Origin of the sequence: Collimonas sp. (genome assembly GCF_035566555.1) — a bacterium.
GTDB lineage: Bacteria > Pseudomonadota > Gammaproteobacteria > Burkholderiales > Burkholderiaceae_D > Collimonas.
Map to the genome: position 1 here is coordinate 1 of NZ_DATMRB010000088.1, position 16,312 is coordinate 16,312.

Sequence of the window (16,312 nt, forward strand, 5' to 3'; positions counted from 1 at the left end):
CTTTATTCTTTGGCAATACCGTCTCGACCTCGCAGATCCTGGAACTGTGCCGCGATGTGCTGGCAGAAGGCTTGTCGCATGCGCGCGACGGCGCCGACTGGGGGCAGGTCGTGCTGCCGGTGGAAAAAGCCGCGCGCGACCTGCGCCTGGCTTTCCCGCAAGACGTGGTACGGCTGTCGGTCAACCAGATTGCCGCTTCGAGCATTTTCTTCCCGGCGCTGGAAACCATGCGCAGCCAGCTGCACGGCATGATCGCTGTGCTGGAAAAGCAGGCTGAACGGGCGGAAACCATCGAGCAGTGCCGCACCCGTGCGGTTGAGCTGGGCTACAAGCTGGACGGCTGGAACAGTACGCCGGTCGCTGGCGGCGGCAAGAAGGCTGGCAAAGCGCTGGCGGCTGAAGAAGGCGAGGGCAGCGTGTTGTGGGTGGAAGCCTTCTCGTCCTCGCTGCAGCTGCACCAGACACCCTTGTCGATCGCGCCGATTTTCAACAAGCAGCGCGAAGGCGTGGCGCGTTCCTGGATCTTTACCTCGGCGACGCTGGCGGTGAAGAACGATTTCCAGCACTACGCGGCGCAGATGGGCCTGGGCGACGAGCCGGCGCAATCCTGGCCCAGCCCCTTCGACTACGGCCAGCAAGGCCTGCTGTATGTGCCGCAGAACCTGCCGCAGCCGAATTCGCCGGACTACACCGACGCCGTGATCGATGCCGCGCTGCCGGTGATCGAAGCTTCCGGCGGCCGTGCTTTCCTGCTGTGCACCACCATTCGCGCGGTCAACCGCGCGGCGGAGCGGCTGCGCGCGGAATTCGAAGCGCGCCACCTGGATTTCCCGTTGATGGTGCAGGGCGAAGCCGGCCGTACCGAACTGCTGGACCGTTTCCGCGCTGCCGGCAACGCCGTCCTGATCGGCAGCCAGAGTTTCTGGGAAGGCGTCGACGTGCGTGGCGAAGCATTGTCGCTGGTGATCATCGACAAGCTGCCGTTCTCGCCGCCGGACGACCCGGTGCTGGCGGCGCGCATCGAAGCCCTTGAATCCAAGGGCATGAACGGCTTCATGCACCATCAGCTGCCGGCCGCGATCATCAACCTGAAGCAGGGCGCCGGCCGCCTGATCCGCGATGAAAGCGACCGCGGCGTCCTGATGATCTGCGATCCGCGCCTGATCTCCAAAGGCTACGGCCGCCGCATCTGGCAAAGCCTGCCGCCGTTCAAGCGCACCCGCGAACTGGATGCAGTGAAAGCTTTCTGGCGCGGCGACGCTGTCGCCGAATAACTGGCATTATCACGGTTGCAGGAAGTGCCGCGGCAGCGCTGGCGCGATCGGCCTTGATCAGCTAAGCTGGCCTGGGTAAGGTCGCTCTGCCTTGTCATCAACATGTAATAATCAGTCTCTATTGTCGCAGCTTGCATTTCGCAGGCCTGCGCACGATGGCAGTGCGCGGTTTTTGTCGAACGTTCGTTTGGATAAAGGTAAGCAATGTTTGCAGCAGTGGATTTGGGGTCCAACAGTTTCCGTTTGCATATCGGCAAATACAATGGCGATGCGATCCGCGTCATCAAGAGTGCGCGCGACCCGATCCGCCTGGCTGCCGGCCTTGACAGCAAGGGCTACCTGACCGAACAGGCGATGCAGGTGGCGCTCGATTCGCTGGCGCGCTTCCGCAGCATCCTGGCCGACTACCAGCTGGAAGCGGTGCGCGTGGTCGCCACCAACACCCTGCGGGTGGCCAAGAACGCCGCCGAATTCCTGCCGATCGCGGAACAGGTGATCGGCTATCCGATTGAAATCATTTCGGGCGAGGAAGAAGGCCGCCTGATCTATATGGGCGTGGCCAGCATGCTGCGCCTGCCCAACGAGAAGCGGCTGGTACTGGACATCGGCGGCGGCTCCACCGAGCTGATCCTGGGCCGCGGCCAGCAGATCGAGCGGGTCGAATCGTTCGGCATCGGCACCGTCAACCAGAGCCTGGCGTTCTTCGCCGACGGCCAGATCACCGCCGCCGCCTACGATGCCGCGGTGCTGTCGGCGCGCAGCCATTTTGAAGATGCCGCGCCGCCATACCGGCCGCAAAACTGGAACCATGCCTACGGTTCTTCCGGCACCATCCGCGCGATTGCCGAGACGATCGACAAGAACGGCCTGGGCGACCATCGCCTGTCCTATACCAGCCTGGAAGCCTTGCGCGCGCGTTTCGTCGAGTTCGGCCATGTCAGCCGCATCGACCTGCTCGGCATGAAGCCGGAACGCGCCGCCGTCATGGTCGGCGGCCTGGCGGTGCTGATCGGCCTGATGCAGGAACTGGGCATCGAAGTGATCCAGCCGATCGAAGCAGGCCTGCGCATGGGCGTGATGTGGGACTTGCAGCTGCGCGGTACGCGGCTGGACCGGCGCGACCAGGCTGTGCACGATTTTTCGCAGCGTTTCCACGTCGACCAGCTGCGCGCCAGCCGGGTTGCGGAAACGGCAACCTCGCTGTTCGAAATGCTCAAGCCGAGCAACGACGGCCTCAGCCAGTACCTGCACTGGAGCGCCTTGCTGCATGAAGTCGGGCTGGTGGTGTCGCAGAGCGGTTATCACAAGCACGCTGCCTACCTGATCGAAAATGCCGACCTGTCCGGTTTCACCACCCGCGAGCAGCGCGCCATGAGCATGCTGATCCTGGGCCAGAAGGGCAACCTGCGCAAGATCAGCGATGCCTTGCTCGATCCCGATTTCTCGAAGGCGGTGCTGGCGCTGCGCCTGGCCGTGATGTTCCTGCACTCGCGCATAGAGATCGATCTTGACGAGCTGCGCCTGAAAATGAAGAGCAAGATCGAGCTCGACATCAAGCGCGACTGGATCGAAGACCATCCTACCGCGACCTACTGGATGACCAAGGAACAGGACTGGTGGCGCGAGATAGGCGTCGATTTCGCCATCCGCAGGACTTGAGCGTCCGGCGCTTTGCCGCGCGCGACCGTCCGAAACAACAACGCCGGCAATTGCCGGCGTTATTGTTTCCATCGATGGCGCATGTGTCAGTAAGTCAGTCCGCTGGCCTTGTTGAACAGCGCAATGTCCACGTAGTTGGAGAGATGGTTGCTGCCTGCGGTTTCACCCATCATGTAGCCGCCGATATCAAAGCCGCCGCCGGGAATCGTGTATTCCCCCTGGCCAGCCGCGCGCTTGCCCGGCTGCAGCAGGCGGATCCAGGTCTTGGCCGCTGCAAAGCCTTCCAGCGTCATGGCCGACACCGGTTCATCGCGGTACTTGCGCATCATGTTGAGATGTTCCAGCTGGATAGGCGAGCTGCCGATGCCGGGATTCGGCACCACCTGCGAAAATACGGTCCATTCGACCGCCTTGCCGCCGGCCAGCTGGCGCAGGGTAGTCAGGTTGGTGAGCGAGGAGCCGGCCACAAAAGTCTGCGGCGCCAGCTTGCGGAATTCCTTCAGGAACACGCCGGCGCTGACGGTGTCTGCCACCATGATGACGAAGCCCGGCTTGGCCGCTGCCAGGGCCGCGGTTTCCTTGCCGATCTGTTTGGCATCCTTGCTCAGGTGGACGGTGCCGCTGAGCTTGATGCCGCTTTCCTTCATCTGGTCCAGCAGGCGCTGATAGGCATCGGCGGTGGCGGCCGACTCCTGGTAGACCACACCGATGTCCTTGATGCCGAGCTTGTCGAAGTGGGAAAAGATGTGACGGATTTCCTGCTGGTAGCTGGGACGCCAGAACAGGATCCTGGCGTCCTTCTGGTAATCGGCGCCGGCCAGCGGCGCATACAGAGTCAGGCCGCTGCGCTTGAAGTCGGCTGAGTTCAGCACCGCGCGGGTGACGTCGTCGCCGATGCCGCCGAACAGATAAGCGACATGCGCCTGGTCGACCAGTTCAGCCACCGCCTTGACAGCCAGGTCGGACTGGCCGCGGTCGTCGCGCACCAAGTACTGGATGCGGCGGCCGTTGATGCCGCCCTTGGTGTTGAGAACGTCGAAATAGGTCTTGATGCCCGCCACATAGTCTCGCCCCAGATCGGCGTTCGGTCCGGAAAGATCGATGGCCTGGCCGACCACGATGGTGTCGGCGGCATACGTCAGCAAGGGCAGGCACAAAGAGAAAGCAGCCAGGCACTTGCACAAAATGCGTTTCAAGTTTAAGTTCATCAAAAAAGTGAAATAAGGTGGCGGAGGAGTCGCAGTGTCCTTGTTTAATATGACCGCTTGATGAAATTGTGGCGCTGGCGGCTATATTGGCGGGGCTGGAAACGAAGCTCTTGATAAAGCTGTACTTGCCGAAAGTCAAAGAATTGTATATATTATTTATACGATTTGTTAATGGAGAATTGAATGGTTGCCAGTAAAATTGTTAAACGCGCTGTTAAAAAACCGGTAGTTGTAGTCAAGGCGGCAGTCAAACCGGCCGCCAAGGCCAAGCCGGCTGCACGGCCTGCAGTCAAGGCCGCCCCGAAAGCGGCGCCTGCCGTCAAGGCTGCGGTAAAACCTGCAGCAAAGCCCGCAGCAAAGACGGTGCCGAAGCCAGCTGCCACGCCGAAGCTGCCAATCGTCGCCAAGCCGCTGGCCGCCAAGCCGGCGCCAAGCCTGAAGTCTTTGCCGGATGCCAAAGCCAAGGTCAAGAAGGCCAAGCTGGTGCGCGACAGCTTCACCATGCCTGCCGATGAATACCAGGTGCTGGGCGACGTCAAGAAAACCTTCCTGAAAGCAGGCCTGGAAGTGAAAAAGAGCGAATTACTGCGCGTCGGCGTTGCCTTGATCCGCGACCTCGGCCTGGCAAACCTGAAGCTGGCCGTGGCCAGCCTGCCGCCAGTCAAGGCCGGCCGCCCGAAAAAAGAGAAGTAAGCAGGCATCGGCCTGGCAGGCTGTGACAGCCTTGGCTTGCGCCATGGCTGAAGCAGGTCGCAGGGCGCCAGAAACACGAAAAGCATGAAATATCCTTTGGGTTATTTCCATGGTTTTCGTGTTTTTTTTGTCTCGAAAATTGCCATTCCGTCACTGTTGCTATGTCATAAAACCGAAATAAACTTGTCATTTTCTTGAAGTAATCGGAAGTTAGGCTTGTCATCGTCACAATCTGAAAGGACGATGAATGCAACTCCTAACTAATGCTGGCGCGGCAAGCTCGAGTGATGCCAAGTTGACGGTTAGCCTGGCCAGCACGCAGGAAGAAGTGCGCGAAGTGCAGCGCTTGCGCTACAAGGTTTTTATCGAGGCGATGGGCCTGTCCGCGCTGGCCAATGCCGATGGCCTGGACAGCGACGAGTTCGACGCCTATTGCGATCACCTGATCGTACGTGACACCAAGACGCTGCGGGTGGTCGGCACTTACCGCGTCATGAGCCCGCATGCGGCACGGCGCATGGGCCGCTATTACTCCGAACAGGAATTCGACCTGGGCCGGCTCGACAACCTGCGCAGCAGCATCGCTGAAGCCGGACGCGCTTGCATAGATCCCGACTACCGCAGCGGCAGCGTCATCATGCTGCTGTGGGCCGGCCTGGCCGCCTTCATGCGGCGCGAGCGCTGCGACTACCTGATGGGCTGCGCCAGCGTCAGCCTGGCCGATGGCGGCCACAATGCGGCAGCCTTGTACCACGCGCTCGATCAAAACAGTTTCTCGCCCGCTGAATACCGCGTCACGCCGCATGTGCCGTTCCCGGTCTATGAGCGCGAAGCCGGCCACGTGGCGCAAATGCCGCCGCTGCTGAAAGGTTATTTGCGCAGCGGCGCCTGGGTCTGCGGCGATCCGGCCTGGGATCCTGATTTTCATTCTGCCGATTTTTTCCTGCTGCTGCCCTTGTCGAAACTGGACGGCCGCTATGCACGTCACTACTTGAAAGAAGCGAGGACGACATGAAACCAGGCGAACAGTTTCTGGAAGCTGCTTTGTTCGGCGCCAATGCCGGCGCCGGCTCCGCATCGTCGAAGCGCGATCCGATCCGCTTCCGCACGATCTGGATTTCCGATGTCCACTTGGGCACCACCGGCTGCCAGGCTGCTCGCCTGCTGGAATTCTTGCGCGCGACCGAATCGGAAACCTTGTACCTGGTCGGCGACATCGTCGATGGCTGGCAGCTGAAGCGGCGCTGGTACTGGGACCAGGTCCATAACAACGTGGTGCAGACGGTCTTGAAAAAGGCCAAGAAGGGCACCGAAGTCATCTTCGTGCCGGGCAACCACGACGAGGCGGTGCGCCAGTTCATCGACCTCGATTTCGGCGGCATCCGCATCCGCGACGAGCTGGTGCATACGACCGCCGACGGCAAGCGCATGCTGGTGCTGCACGGCGACCGCTTCGACGGCGTGATCGCCTGCGCCAAATGGCTGGCGTATGTCGGCGACGGCCTGTACACGGTGATCCTGAAGTTCAACCAGTGGTTCAACGGCTGGCGCGCGCGCGCCGGCCTGCCTTACTGGTCGCTGTCGCAGTATCTCAAGCTGAAAGTGAAAAACGCCGTCAACTACATTTCCTCGTTTGAAGATGCGCTGGCCGCCGAGGCGAAAAAGAAGGGCCTGGACGGCGTCATCTGCGGTCACATCCACAAGCCGGAAATCCGCAACATCGACGGCATCACCTATTGCAACGACGGCGACTGGGTGGAAAGCCTGTCGGCGCTGGTGGAAGAGGCCAGCGGCGAACTGCGCCTGGTCACCTGGCAGGAAATCATGCAGCAAAAGAATGGCGTAGCCAGCAACCAGATCAGAGAACTATGCGAATTGCCATCGTAACGGACGCTGCCCAGACCCAGATCAACGGCGTGGTCAACACGCTGCGCGCCACCACCGCCGGCCTGCGTAGCAATGGCCATGAAGTATTGCTGCTCAGTCCGGACGATTGCCAGACATTTGCCTGTCCCACTTACCCGGAAATCCGCCTGGCCTACAAACCCTATGCCAGGGTCGCCGCCAGCCTCAAGGCGTTTGCGCCGGATTGCATCCATATCTCGACCGAAGGTCCGATGGGTCTGGCGGCGCGCCGCTTCTGCCTGCGCCAGGGCATAGGCTTCACCACCGCCTACCATACCCGTTTCCCTGAGTACCTGAGCGCACGCTCGATGCTGCCCAAGGCAGTGACCTATCGCTGGCTGCGCTGGTTCCATGGCCCCTCCAAGGCTGTCATGGTGCCGACGCAGCATGTGATGAAGGAGCTGGAACAACGCGGCTTCCGTCATCTTGTGCTGTGGGGCCGGGGCGTGGATACCGAGCGTTTCAAGCCGGTTGACGAGGACCATGCCTGCATCGTCCGCCCGCTGTATCTGTATGTCGGCCGCATCGCCGTGGAAAAGAATATCGAATCCTTCCTGCGGGTCGATTTGCCCGGCACCAAATGGGTGATCGGCGACGGTCCCTTGCGCGAAGAGCTGCAGCAGCGCTATCCGGAGGTGCAGTTCCTGGGCGCCAAGGCCCACCATGAACTGACTTCTTACTATAACTGCGCCGACGTCATGGTCTTCCCCAGCCATACCGACACCTTCGGCCTGGTGATGGTGGAAGCCATGGCCTGCGGCGTGCCGGTGGCCGCTTATCCGGTGCCGGGGCCGGTCGACGTGGTGGCGCACGGCCGTTCCGGGATCCTGGACCATGACCTGACTTCGGCCTGCCTGATGGCGCTCAGCCTCGACCGCCGCGAAGTGCGGCGGCATGCGCTGGAATATTCATGGGAGGCAGCGACCCTGCAGTTCCAGCACCACCTGCACCTGATCCAGGGCGCCAAGGTGCGCCCCAAGAAAATTCTGACCAGCCAGTCGCGGCCGGCTTCCGGCCTGTAGCCATGAAAAAAGGCCCCGCAGTGCGGGGCCTTTTTTTAAACAGGAATGCTGTTCCGGGCGATTACCAGAATTTCCACCAATGTTCTTTGGCCACGACCTTTTTGCTGTCGGTGCCGGTGCCGCCGACATAGATGCTGTTAGGGTAGGTCTTCTTCAGCACGCGCTCGGAGTCGTCGCGCAATTGCGTCAGGCCCAGGGCGTCATACGATTGCACCATGATGTGCAGCGCTTCTTCCACTGCCGGCGCGTCGCGGTATTCAGAGATCGCGCTTTGGGCGCGGTTGGCGGAAGCAACATAGGCGCCGCGGCGGTAGTAGTAGCTGGCGACGTGGACGTCATACTGCGCCAGTGCATTCACCAGGTACTTCATACGGTCCATCGAATCCGGCGCATAAGTGCTGTTCGGGAAACGCACCACGACTTGCTTGAAGGCATCGAAAGCGTCGCGCGCGGCTTTCGGGTCGCGTTCGGTGGCGTCTTCGCTCGACAGGAAGTCGAAAATGCTGACCTTGTCGTTGAAGTTCACCAGGCCACGCAGGTAGTACATGTAGTCGACGTTAGGATGATTCGGATGCAGCTTGATGAAGCGGTCGATGGCCGCCAGCGCTTCAGGCTGCTCGCCCTGGCGATAGTGTGCATAGGCAATATCCATCTGCGCCTGTTGCGCATAGGTGCCAAACGGATAACGCGATTCCAGCTTTTCAAAGTACTTAATTGCCTTATCGTAGCCACCGCTGTTCATTTCATCCTTGGCCTCCGAGTATAATCGGGGGGCGGACCAGTTTGCGGTTTCGTCGACTTTGTCTGGCAGCAAGCCACACGCAGATAAGGAGAGAACGAATGCCGCTGCAGCTAGTTTTAAGAGTCTTTTTTGCATAGTTTTTTGCAAGATTGCGTATGTTTACCTGTAGTTACTGTGTTTGGGTAATTACTTTAACGATTGATCGATTATAGCCGATGGGACTTCCTCTGATGTCATTTACCAAGCCAAATTTGGCTGAAATTCTGCCGGAAGCTGATTTAGAGGCCAATATCGAAGATCTCGATGAAGGCGTCGACGAGGGCGACGCCGCTACGGCCAGCGCGCCCATAGTATTGCAATTGACGCCTGATGTGTGCGGAACGCGTCTGGATAAGGTGGTTTCGAGCCTGGTGCCTCAGTTTTCGCGCAGCCGCATCCAGCAATGGATAGAAGCCGGCCACGTGACGGTGGACGGCAAGGTTGCCACCACTACCAAGATGACCACCTACGGCGACGAAACCGTGGTGGTGCTGCCGCAGCCCGCGCCTGACGAGCAAGCCTTCACGCCGGAAGACATGGCGCTGAACGTGGTCTATGAAGACGCCGCGATCATCGTCATCGACAAGCCGGCCGGCCTGGTGGTCCATCCGGCCGCCGGCAACTGGTCGGGCACTTTGCTTAACGGCCTGCTGTTCCGCTGGCCGGCGCTGGCCGGGGTGCCGCGCGCCGGCATCGTGCACCGCCTGGACAAGGATACCAGCGGCCTGATGGTGGTGGCCAAGACGCTGGAAGCCCAGACCGACCTGGTGCGCCAGCTGCAGGCGCGCACCGTCAAGCGCCAGTATCTGGCGCTGGTGTGGGGCACGCCGCTGCTCAACGGCACTATCGACAGCCCGATGGCGCGCCATCCGCGCGACCGCATCAAGATGGCGGTGTCGGACAGCCTGATCGCCAAGCCGGCCATCACGCATTATCAGCGCCTGGGGACCGGTCTGCTGGAGCGGCGTCCGGTCAGCCTGATGGGTTGTCGCCTGGAAACCGGCCGTACCCATCAGATCCGCGTGCACATGCAGTCGCTCGGCTTTTCGCTGGTCGGCGATGCTTTGTACGGCAAGCAACACCTGATGCCGGCATTCTCGCGCCAGGCCTTGCAGGCATCGCGTCTGGGATTGATTCATCCGGTTACCGGCAAGCCTTGCGAATGGTTTGCGCCGTTGCCGCAGGATTTCGCCGAGCTGCTGGTGCGTGCCGGCATGAGCGTGCCGGAGTAGCCGTTTAATGGGAAAAACAGTCGCTGCTTGCGGCTGTTTTTTCATGAGCAAAATGAAAAGCTGGGAATGCCAAGCACATGCAATTGATTATTCCAAACTGGACGGGCGTGCCGGCCAATGTTGGCGCTTTCGCCACGCTGCGCCATGGCGGCGTTAGCCAAGGACCTTACGACGACGGCAACGGCGGCGGCGGCCTTAACCTTGGCGCCCATGTCGACGATGCGCCGCCGGCGGTAGCGCAGAACCGCGCGCTGCTGGATGTCTTGTTGCCGGCCTCGCCGCTCTGGCTGACGCAGGTGCATGGCCGCGAGGTGGTGGATGCCGGTGCGTTCGATGGCGCGCCTGTGGTTGAGGCCGATGCCGCGATCGCCACGCGTCCGGGCGTGGTGTGCGCCATCCAGACGGCGGATTGCCTGCCGGTGCTGTTTGCCGATGTCGAGGGCCGTGCAGTCGGCGCTGCGCACGCCGGCTGGCGTGGCCTGCAAGGCGGCGTGCTGCAGAACACGGCGGCGCGCATGCGGGCTGCCGGCGCCGGTCAGATCGTGGCCTGGCTGGGCGCTGCGATCGGACCCGCCAGCTTTGAAGTGGGCGCCGATGTGCTGCAGGCGTTTGCCGATGCGGTGCCGACAGGTGACGCCGATTCCGCGGCTCACCTGGCGCAGACCCAGGCATGTTTTGTCGCGATCCCGCAGCGGCCTGGAAAATATCTGGCGGATATCTATCAGCTTGCGCGGATTGCCTTGCGCGAGGCTGGCGTGACACAGGTTTACGGCGGCGGTTTGTGCACCGTGAATGACAGGAATTGTTATTCTTATCGCAGAGACCGGGTCACCGGACGCATGGCGTCGCTGATCTGGCTGAAATGAGTTATTGTTTGGCTTGATCTGCCGGCGGCGACGGCTGATCGGCCGTGGCAGCCGCTGCCGCGGCTTTTTCCTGGGCCGCCTGCCTGGCAGAGTTTTCAGCACGCTGTCGATTTCTCTTGCGCTGCGGCGTGCCCATCAGGTATAAAACAATTGTCAAAGGAAAAACACCGTACAGCAGAAATGTCATTACACCGGCGACTGCGTTAGCTTCTGTTATTGCCATCATGAAGACGACGTAGATCCATGCGATGGCGACGATATACATTGTGTTTCCTGCTTTAGAGTCAATCCGATAAAAGATACACGAAAATACGCCAAATCAACGGTCACCGCATGAATACGCCCCAATTTTCCGTCTTCGATCCCTCCGCCTTGCTGCAACTCTCGCAGCAGTTCAATCAAGCTTTCAATCCTCAGTTCCTCCAGCAGCTCAGCCAGATCGGCGATCCCAACATGTTCTTGGGGGCGCTCAGCAATTCCGCCCATGGCCAGAGCGCAGCAATGGCTGCGGGCCTGGGCGAGCTGGGTATTGCGCTGGATCCGGCAGCGCTGGAAAAGCTGCAGGTCGAGTACACCCAGAAACTGTCGGCCTTGTGGCAGGACATGCTGGCGGCGCGGCCGCCGGCCATCGCCGACCGCCGCTTCAGCGCCGCCGCCTGGCATGGCAATTCGCTGTATGCCTTCAATGCCGCGGCGTATTTGCTGAATGCGCATTTTCTCAACGCCATGGTCGATGCGCTGGAGGCGCCGCCCAAGATCAAGCGCAAGATCGGCTTTACCGTGCAGCAGATGATAGACGCCATGGCGCCGTCCAATTTCCTGGCGACCAATCCGGCGGCGCAGCAGAAAATCGTCGAGACTAACGGTGAAAGCCTGACCAGGGGCATCGCCCAGCTGATCGCCGACATGCACAAGGGCCGCGTCTCGCAGACCGACGAAACGGCGTTTGAAGTGGGCAAGGACGTGGCCACCACCGAAGGCGCGGTGGTCTTTGAAAACGAACTGTTCCAGCTGATCCAGTACACGCCGCTGACCGCCAAGGTGTTCCAGCGGCCGCTGCTGATCGTGCCGCCTTGCATCAACAAGTTCTATATCCTCGACCTGCAGCCGCAGAACTCGCTGGTGCGCTATGCGGTAGAGCAGGGCCATAGCGTGTTCCTGATTTCCTGGCGCAACGCCGACGAGTCGCTGGCGCATGCCACCTGGGACCAGTACATCGACGACGGCGCCGTCAAGGCGCTGGAACTGGTGCAGGAAATTTCCGGCCAGGACAAGGTCAACGCGCTCGGCTTTTGCGTCGGCGGCACCATCCTTTCGACGGCGCTGGCGAAGCTGGCGGCGGCCAAGGTCAATCCGGTTTCCAGCCTGACCTTGCTGACCGCTTTCCTGGATTTCAGCGATACCGGCATCCTCGACGTCTATATCGACGACACGCAGATCCGCATGCGCGAGCAGGCGATCGGCCAGGGCGGCCTGATGCCGGGGCGCGAGTTCGGCTCGGCGTTTTCCAGCCTGCGGCCGAACGACCTGCTGTGGAACTACGTCGAATCGAATTACCTCAAAGGCGAGCAGCCAAGCTCCTTCGATCTGTTGTACTGGAATGCGGACAGCACCAATCTGCCGGGGCCGATGTTCTGTTATTACCTGCGCAATATGTATCTGGACAACGCATTGAAGGATGCCGGCAAGCTGAGCGTCGGCGGTCAAAAAATCGACCTCGGCAAGATCGACGCGCCGGCCTTCATCTACGCCTCGCGCGAAGATCACATCGTGCCCTGGACCTCGGCCTATGCGTCGCTGAGTTTGCTGAATCCGAAGAAGCCGAAGCTGAACCGTTTCGTGCTGGGCGCCTCCGGCCATATCGCTGGCGTGATCAACCCGCCGGCCAAGAACAAGCGCAGCTACTGGACCAATGACAGCGGTAAAGCCGCCGATGCCGACGCCTGGCTGGCCGGCGCCGCCGAGCATCCGGGCAGCTGGTGGACCGAATGGGCGACATTTTTATCGGAACATGCGGGAAAACAGGTGGCGGCGCCGCGCAAATTGGGAAATACTAAGCACGGCGTGATCGAAGCAGCGCCGGGCAGTTACGTCAAAGTCAGGGCAGAATGAATTCAGGGTAGAAAAACAAGACACGGAAATGTGCGGATGTGCAGAAGGCAGCAGTAAATGAATAGCAGATCGATTATTGAATTGTTTTTTTGAAGGAGACAAGAGATGGCAAAGCGAATCGTTTATGTGACCGGGGGAATGGGCGGCATCGGTACCCCAATTTGTACTCGTCTTTGCACAGATGGTTTTACCGTGGTCGCTGGCTGCGGTCCGAATTCAACGCGCAAGGACAAATGGCTGGCCGACATGCGCGCCAAGGGTTTCGATATTCACGCCTCGGAAGGCAACGTTTCCAACTGGGATTCGTGCAAGACGGCGTTCGAGAAGGTCAAGGCCGAGATCGGCGAAATCGATATCTTGATCAACAACGCCGGCATTACCCGTGACGGCCAGTTCCGCAAGATGTCCAAGGCTGACTGGGATGCGGTGATCGACACCAACCTGAATTCGCTGTTCAACGTCACCAAGCAGGTGATCGATGGCATGGCGGACCGCGGCTGGGGCCGGATTGTCAATATTTCATCGGTCAACGGCCAGAAGGGCCAGTTCGGCCAGACCAACTATTCGACCGCCAAGGCCGGCATCCATGGCTTCACCATGGCGCTGGCGCAGGAAGTGGCGACCAAGGGCGTGACCGTCAATACGGTTTCGCCAGGCTATGTCGGCACTGACATGGTGCGCTCGATCCGGCCGGATGTGCTGGAAAAGATCGTTGCCGGGATCCCGGTCAAGCGTCTGGGCGAGCCGGAAGAAATCGCTTCCATCATCTCCTGGATCGTGTCGGATGAAGGCGGCTATGCCACCGGCTCCGACTTCTCGCTGAACGGCGGCTTGCATATGGGCTGATCCAGCCCCGGTAAAAACCGTGTGGGCGCAGGCCGGTTCACACGGATTTCCTTATCCGTATTGCAATGCAATAAAATCTCCCTATAAAAGCCGGTTGCACATGTTTTGCGCAATATAATAAGGTGTCACTGCAAATTGATTGCGGTTCAGCACCTATAAGCGCGTTATGGCGCAGTAACCTGGGACAGAAATGACTACTACAAAAAAGACGTCTGAACGCTTGATCAAAAAATATCCGAATCGGCGTTTGTACGATACGCAGACCAGCTCCTACATCACGCTGACCGACGTCAAGCAGCTGGTGCTGGACAACGAAGAATTCGTGGTGCTGGATGCGAAGACCGAGGACGACCTGACGCGCAGCATCCTGCTGCAGATCATCCTGGAAGAAGAATCCAACGGCACCCCGATGTTCTCCAGCGCGGCGCTGTCGCAAATCATCCGCTACTACGGCCATGCCATGCAGGGGATGATGGGCAACTACCTGGAAAAGAACATCCAGGCTTTCATCGATATCCAGAACAAGTTGGCGGAAAATTCCAAGGGCCTGTACGAAGGCAAGCCTTTCAGCCCCGAGATGTGGACCCAGTTCATGAATGTCCAGGGGCCGATGATGCAGGGCATGATGAGCAACTACATCGAGCAAAGCAAGGGCCTGTTCATCCAGATGCAGGAACAGATGCAGAACCAGACCAAGAACATGTTCGGCACCTTCCCGTTTGCACCGCCGCCGCCTGCGGAAAAGACCAAAAAGTAGACGCCTGGAGGGGCTCTTGATCCTGTGACAGGTTTTTAGAGCCCGCAAGGGGTAACCATGGTAGTGGAAGGGGTACAATAGCGTCTTTGCTTTGACCCCACCTTTCGTCATGTCCAATGTTATTTCCGCAGCGCCAGCTGCACCAGCCACTGCCCCCAAAGTCGGTTTCGTCTCCCTTGGTTGCCCCAAGGCACTGGTCGATTCCGAGCAAATCCTGACCCAGCTGCGCGCGGAAGGTTATGAAACTGCCAAGTCTTATGAGGGCGCTGACCTCGTCATCGTCAACACTTGCGGCTTTATCGACGCCGCCGTGCAAGAGTCGCTGGACGCCATCGGCGAAGCGCTGAGCGAAAACGGCAAGGTGATCGTCACCGGCTGCCTGGGCGCCAAGAAAGACGCCGACGGCGACGACATCATCCAGAAAATCCACCCGAAAGTGCTGGAAGTGACCGGCCCGCATGCGGTCGGCGAAGTCATGTTCGCGGTCCACAAGCATCTGCCGAAGCCGCATGCGCCGTTCCTCGACCTGCTGCCGCCGCAAGGCATCAAGCTGACGCCCAAGCATTTTGCCTACCTGAAGATCTCGGAAGGCTGTAACCACCGTTGCAGTTTCTGCATCATCCCGTCGATGCGCGGCGACCTGGTGTCGCGTCCGATCGCCGACATCATGATGGAAGCCGAGAACCTGTTCAAGGCCGGCGTCAAGGAACTGCTGGTGATTTCGCAAGACACCAGCGCCTATGGCGTCGACGTCAAGTTCCGCATGGGCTTCTGGAACGGCAAGCCGGTCAAGACCCACATGACGCAACTGGTCACCGCATTGGGCGAGGTCGCTGCCCAGTACGGCGCCTGGGTCCGCCTGCACTACGTTTATCCGTATCCGCATGTCGACCAGATCATCCCGCTGATGGCCGAAGGCAAGATACTGCCTTACCTGGACGTACCGCTGCAGCACGCCCATCCCGATGTCTTGAAGCGCATGAAGCGCCCGGCCAGCGGCGAAAAGAATATCGAGCGCATCCAGGCCTGGCGCGCCATGTGTCCAGACCTGACAATACGCTCCACCTTTATCGCCGGTTTCCCGGGCGAGACCGAAGCTGAATTCGAATACCTGCTGGACTTCCTCAAGGAAGCTGAAATCGACCGCCTCGGCTGCTTCGCCTACTCCCCGGTGGAAGGCGCCACCGCCAACGCCCTGGACAATCCGGTGCCGGAAGAACTGCGCGAAGAGCGCCGCGGCCGCGTCATGCAACTGCAGGAAGAAATCTCCAAGAAGCGCCTGCAAGCCAAGGTCGGCAAGACCATGCGCGTGCTGATCGACTCGGTCGACCGCAGCGGCGGCGCCGGCCGTTCCAGCGCCGATGCGCCGGAAATCGACGGCGTGGTGTATGTCAAGCCGCCGTACGAACCGCACAAGAAACTGGTGGTCGGCGAGTTTGTCGATGTCACCATCACCGCGTCGGACGCGCATGACCTGTGGGCCGCTGCATGATGGCAGGGAAGTTGGTTGTCGCACTGGCCTTGTCCCTGGGCCTGGTTTCAGGCCAGGCGCTGGCGCAGTACGACGGCGGCGTGCCGGCAGTTGCTGCGCCGGCTGCACCGAACCTGTTCGCCAGGCCGCTGACCTTGCGCGGCACGCTGGGCGAGGCCAAGATCGAAATGCATCTGCAATTGAAGCCGGATCCTACCGAGGGCATCCAGGGTACTTATGTGGTGGCAGGGCAGAGCGGCAAGATCCTGCTGGCCGGCGAATCCGAAAATACCGATGTCATCATGGAAGAGTCGGTCAACGGCAAGGATGTCTCCGGCGAGTGGGCCGGCACCCTGGTCGGCGACACGTTCCGCGGCACCTGGTCGACCACCGACGATGCGGTCACCAAACCATTCGTGCTGGTGGTGCAGCAGCCGGCGCAGACTGCGCACGCCGGCAAATAATTCAGGTAAATAATTCTTCAAG

At 60.2% G+C, this 16,312-nt stretch carries 16 protein-coding genes; 13 read left to right on the forward strand and 3 right to left on the reverse strand.

Features of this window, described 5'->3' with window-relative positions; all coding sequences use genetic code 11:
- A partial coding sequence (locus tag VNZ65_RS10830) for an ATP-dependent DNA helicase (protein WP_325668811.1) occupies positions 1–1,274 on the forward strand: 1,274 nt, incomplete at its 5' end.
- Between the two features lie 204 nt (positions 1,275–1,478).
- Complete coding sequence (locus VNZ65_RS10835) at positions 1,479–2,933, forward strand: Ppx/GppA phosphatase family protein (protein ID WP_325668813.1); 1,455 nt, start codon at positions 1,479–1,481, stop codon at positions 2,931–2,933.
- A gap of 86 nt (positions 2,934–3,019) precedes the next feature.
- Here the strand turns inward: VNZ65_RS10835 and VNZ65_RS10840 are convergent, their stop codons facing one another.
- Positions 3,020–4,129: an ABC transporter substrate-binding protein gene (locus VNZ65_RS10840; protein ID WP_325668815.1), complete on the reverse strand. Its 1,110-nt coding sequence runs from the start codon at positions 4,127–4,129 to the stop codon at positions 3,020–3,022.
- Positions 4,130–4,324: 195 nt separating this feature from the next.
- On the opposite strand from VNZ65_RS10840, the gene VNZ65_RS10845 reads away from it, so the two are divergent.
- The 4 genes from VNZ65_RS10845 (at position 4,325) to VNZ65_RS10860 (ending at position 7,761) form a co-directional block, all read left to right on the forward strand.
- Positions 4,325–4,834: a hypothetical protein gene (locus VNZ65_RS10845; RefSeq protein WP_325668817.1), complete on the forward strand. Its 510-nt coding sequence runs from the start codon at positions 4,325–4,327 to the stop codon at positions 4,832–4,834.
- 247 nt (positions 4,835–5,081) lie between these two features.
- Positions 5,082–5,849: a GNAT family N-acetyltransferase gene (locus VNZ65_RS10850; RefSeq protein WP_325668819.1), complete on the forward strand. Its 768-nt coding sequence runs from the start codon at positions 5,082–5,084 to the stop codon at positions 5,847–5,849.
- Positions 5,846–6,721 (forward strand): UDP-2,3-diacylglucosamine diphosphatase, encoded by an 876-nt coding sequence (locus VNZ65_RS10855; protein WP_325668821.1) that lies wholly within the window; start codon positions 5,846–5,848, stop codon positions 6,719–6,721. The genes VNZ65_RS10850 and VNZ65_RS10855 overlap by 4 nt, the downstream gene beginning before the upstream one ends.
- Positions 6,703–7,761: a glycosyltransferase family 1 protein gene (locus VNZ65_RS10860; protein WP_325668823.1), complete on the forward strand. Its 1,059-nt coding sequence runs from the start codon at positions 6,703–6,705 to the stop codon at positions 7,759–7,761. Before VNZ65_RS10855 ends, VNZ65_RS10860 begins: the two co-directional genes overlap by 19 nt.
- Positions 7,762–7,822: 61 nt before the next feature.
- On the opposite strand, the gene VNZ65_RS10865 is transcribed toward VNZ65_RS10860, so the two are convergent.
- Positions 7,823–8,638 carry an outer membrane protein assembly factor BamD gene (locus tag VNZ65_RS10865; protein WP_061940037.1) on the reverse strand — a complete coding sequence of 272 codons (816 nt, stop codon included), beginning with the start codon at positions 8,636–8,638 and terminating at the stop codon, positions 7,823–7,825.
- 80 nt (positions 8,639–8,718) lie between these two features.
- On the opposite strand from VNZ65_RS10865, the gene VNZ65_RS10870 reads away from it, so the two are divergent.
- Both VNZ65_RS10870 and pgeF read left to right on the forward strand, forming a co-directional pair.
- The gene (locus VNZ65_RS10870) at positions 8,719–9,774 is read left to right on the forward strand and encodes an RluA family pseudouridine synthase (protein ID WP_325668825.1); all 1,056 of its coding nucleotides are present in this window, start codon (positions 8,719–8,721) and stop codon (positions 9,772–9,774) included.
- A gap of 77 nt (positions 9,775–9,851) precedes the next feature.
- Complete coding sequence (pgeF, locus tag VNZ65_RS10875; RefSeq protein WP_325668827.1) at positions 9,852–10,640, forward strand: peptidoglycan editing factor PgeF; 789 nt, start codon at positions 9,852–9,854, stop codon at positions 10,638–10,640.
- A 1-nt stretch (position 10,641) separates the two neighbouring features.
- Here the strand turns inward: pgeF and VNZ65_RS10880 are convergent, their stop codons facing one another.
- The gene (locus VNZ65_RS10880; protein WP_325668829.1) at positions 10,642–10,905 is read right to left on the reverse strand and encodes a hypothetical protein; all 264 of its coding nucleotides are present in this window, start codon (positions 10,903–10,905) and stop codon (positions 10,642–10,644) included.
- A gap of 68 nt (positions 10,906–10,973) precedes the next feature.
- Here VNZ65_RS10880 and phaC point away from each other — a divergent pair, with 68 nt between their 5' ends.
- The 5 genes from phaC (at position 10,974) to VNZ65_RS10905 (ending at position 16,290) form a co-directional block, all read left to right on the forward strand.
- Complete coding sequence (gene phaC, locus VNZ65_RS10885; RefSeq protein ID WP_325668831.1) at positions 10,974–12,752, forward strand: class I poly(R)-hydroxyalkanoic acid synthase; 1,779 nt, start codon at positions 10,974–10,976, stop codon at positions 12,750–12,752.
- A 105-nt stretch (positions 12,753–12,857) separates the two neighbouring features.
- On the forward strand, positions 12,858–13,598 hold the full coding sequence (locus VNZ65_RS10890; RefSeq protein WP_061940047.1) for a 3-ketoacyl-ACP reductase: 741 nt from the start codon (positions 12,858–12,860) through the stop codon (positions 13,596–13,598).
- Positions 13,599–13,788: 190 nt separating this feature from the next.
- Complete coding sequence (gene phaR / locus VNZ65_RS10895; RefSeq protein ID WP_325668833.1) at positions 13,789–14,355, forward strand: polyhydroxyalkanoate synthesis repressor PhaR; 567 nt, start codon at positions 13,789–13,791, stop codon at positions 14,353–14,355.
- A gap of 109 nt (positions 14,356–14,464) precedes the next feature.
- Complete coding sequence (rimO, locus tag VNZ65_RS10900; protein WP_325668835.1) at positions 14,465–15,847, forward strand: 30S ribosomal protein S12 methylthiotransferase RimO; 1,383 nt, start codon at positions 14,465–14,467, stop codon at positions 15,845–15,847.
- Complete coding sequence (locus VNZ65_RS10905) at positions 15,844–16,290, forward strand: hypothetical protein (protein WP_325668837.1); 447 nt, start codon at positions 15,844–15,846, stop codon at positions 16,288–16,290. Before rimO ends, VNZ65_RS10905 begins: the two co-directional genes overlap by 4 nt.
- Positions 16,291–16,312 lie beyond the last annotated feature (22 nt).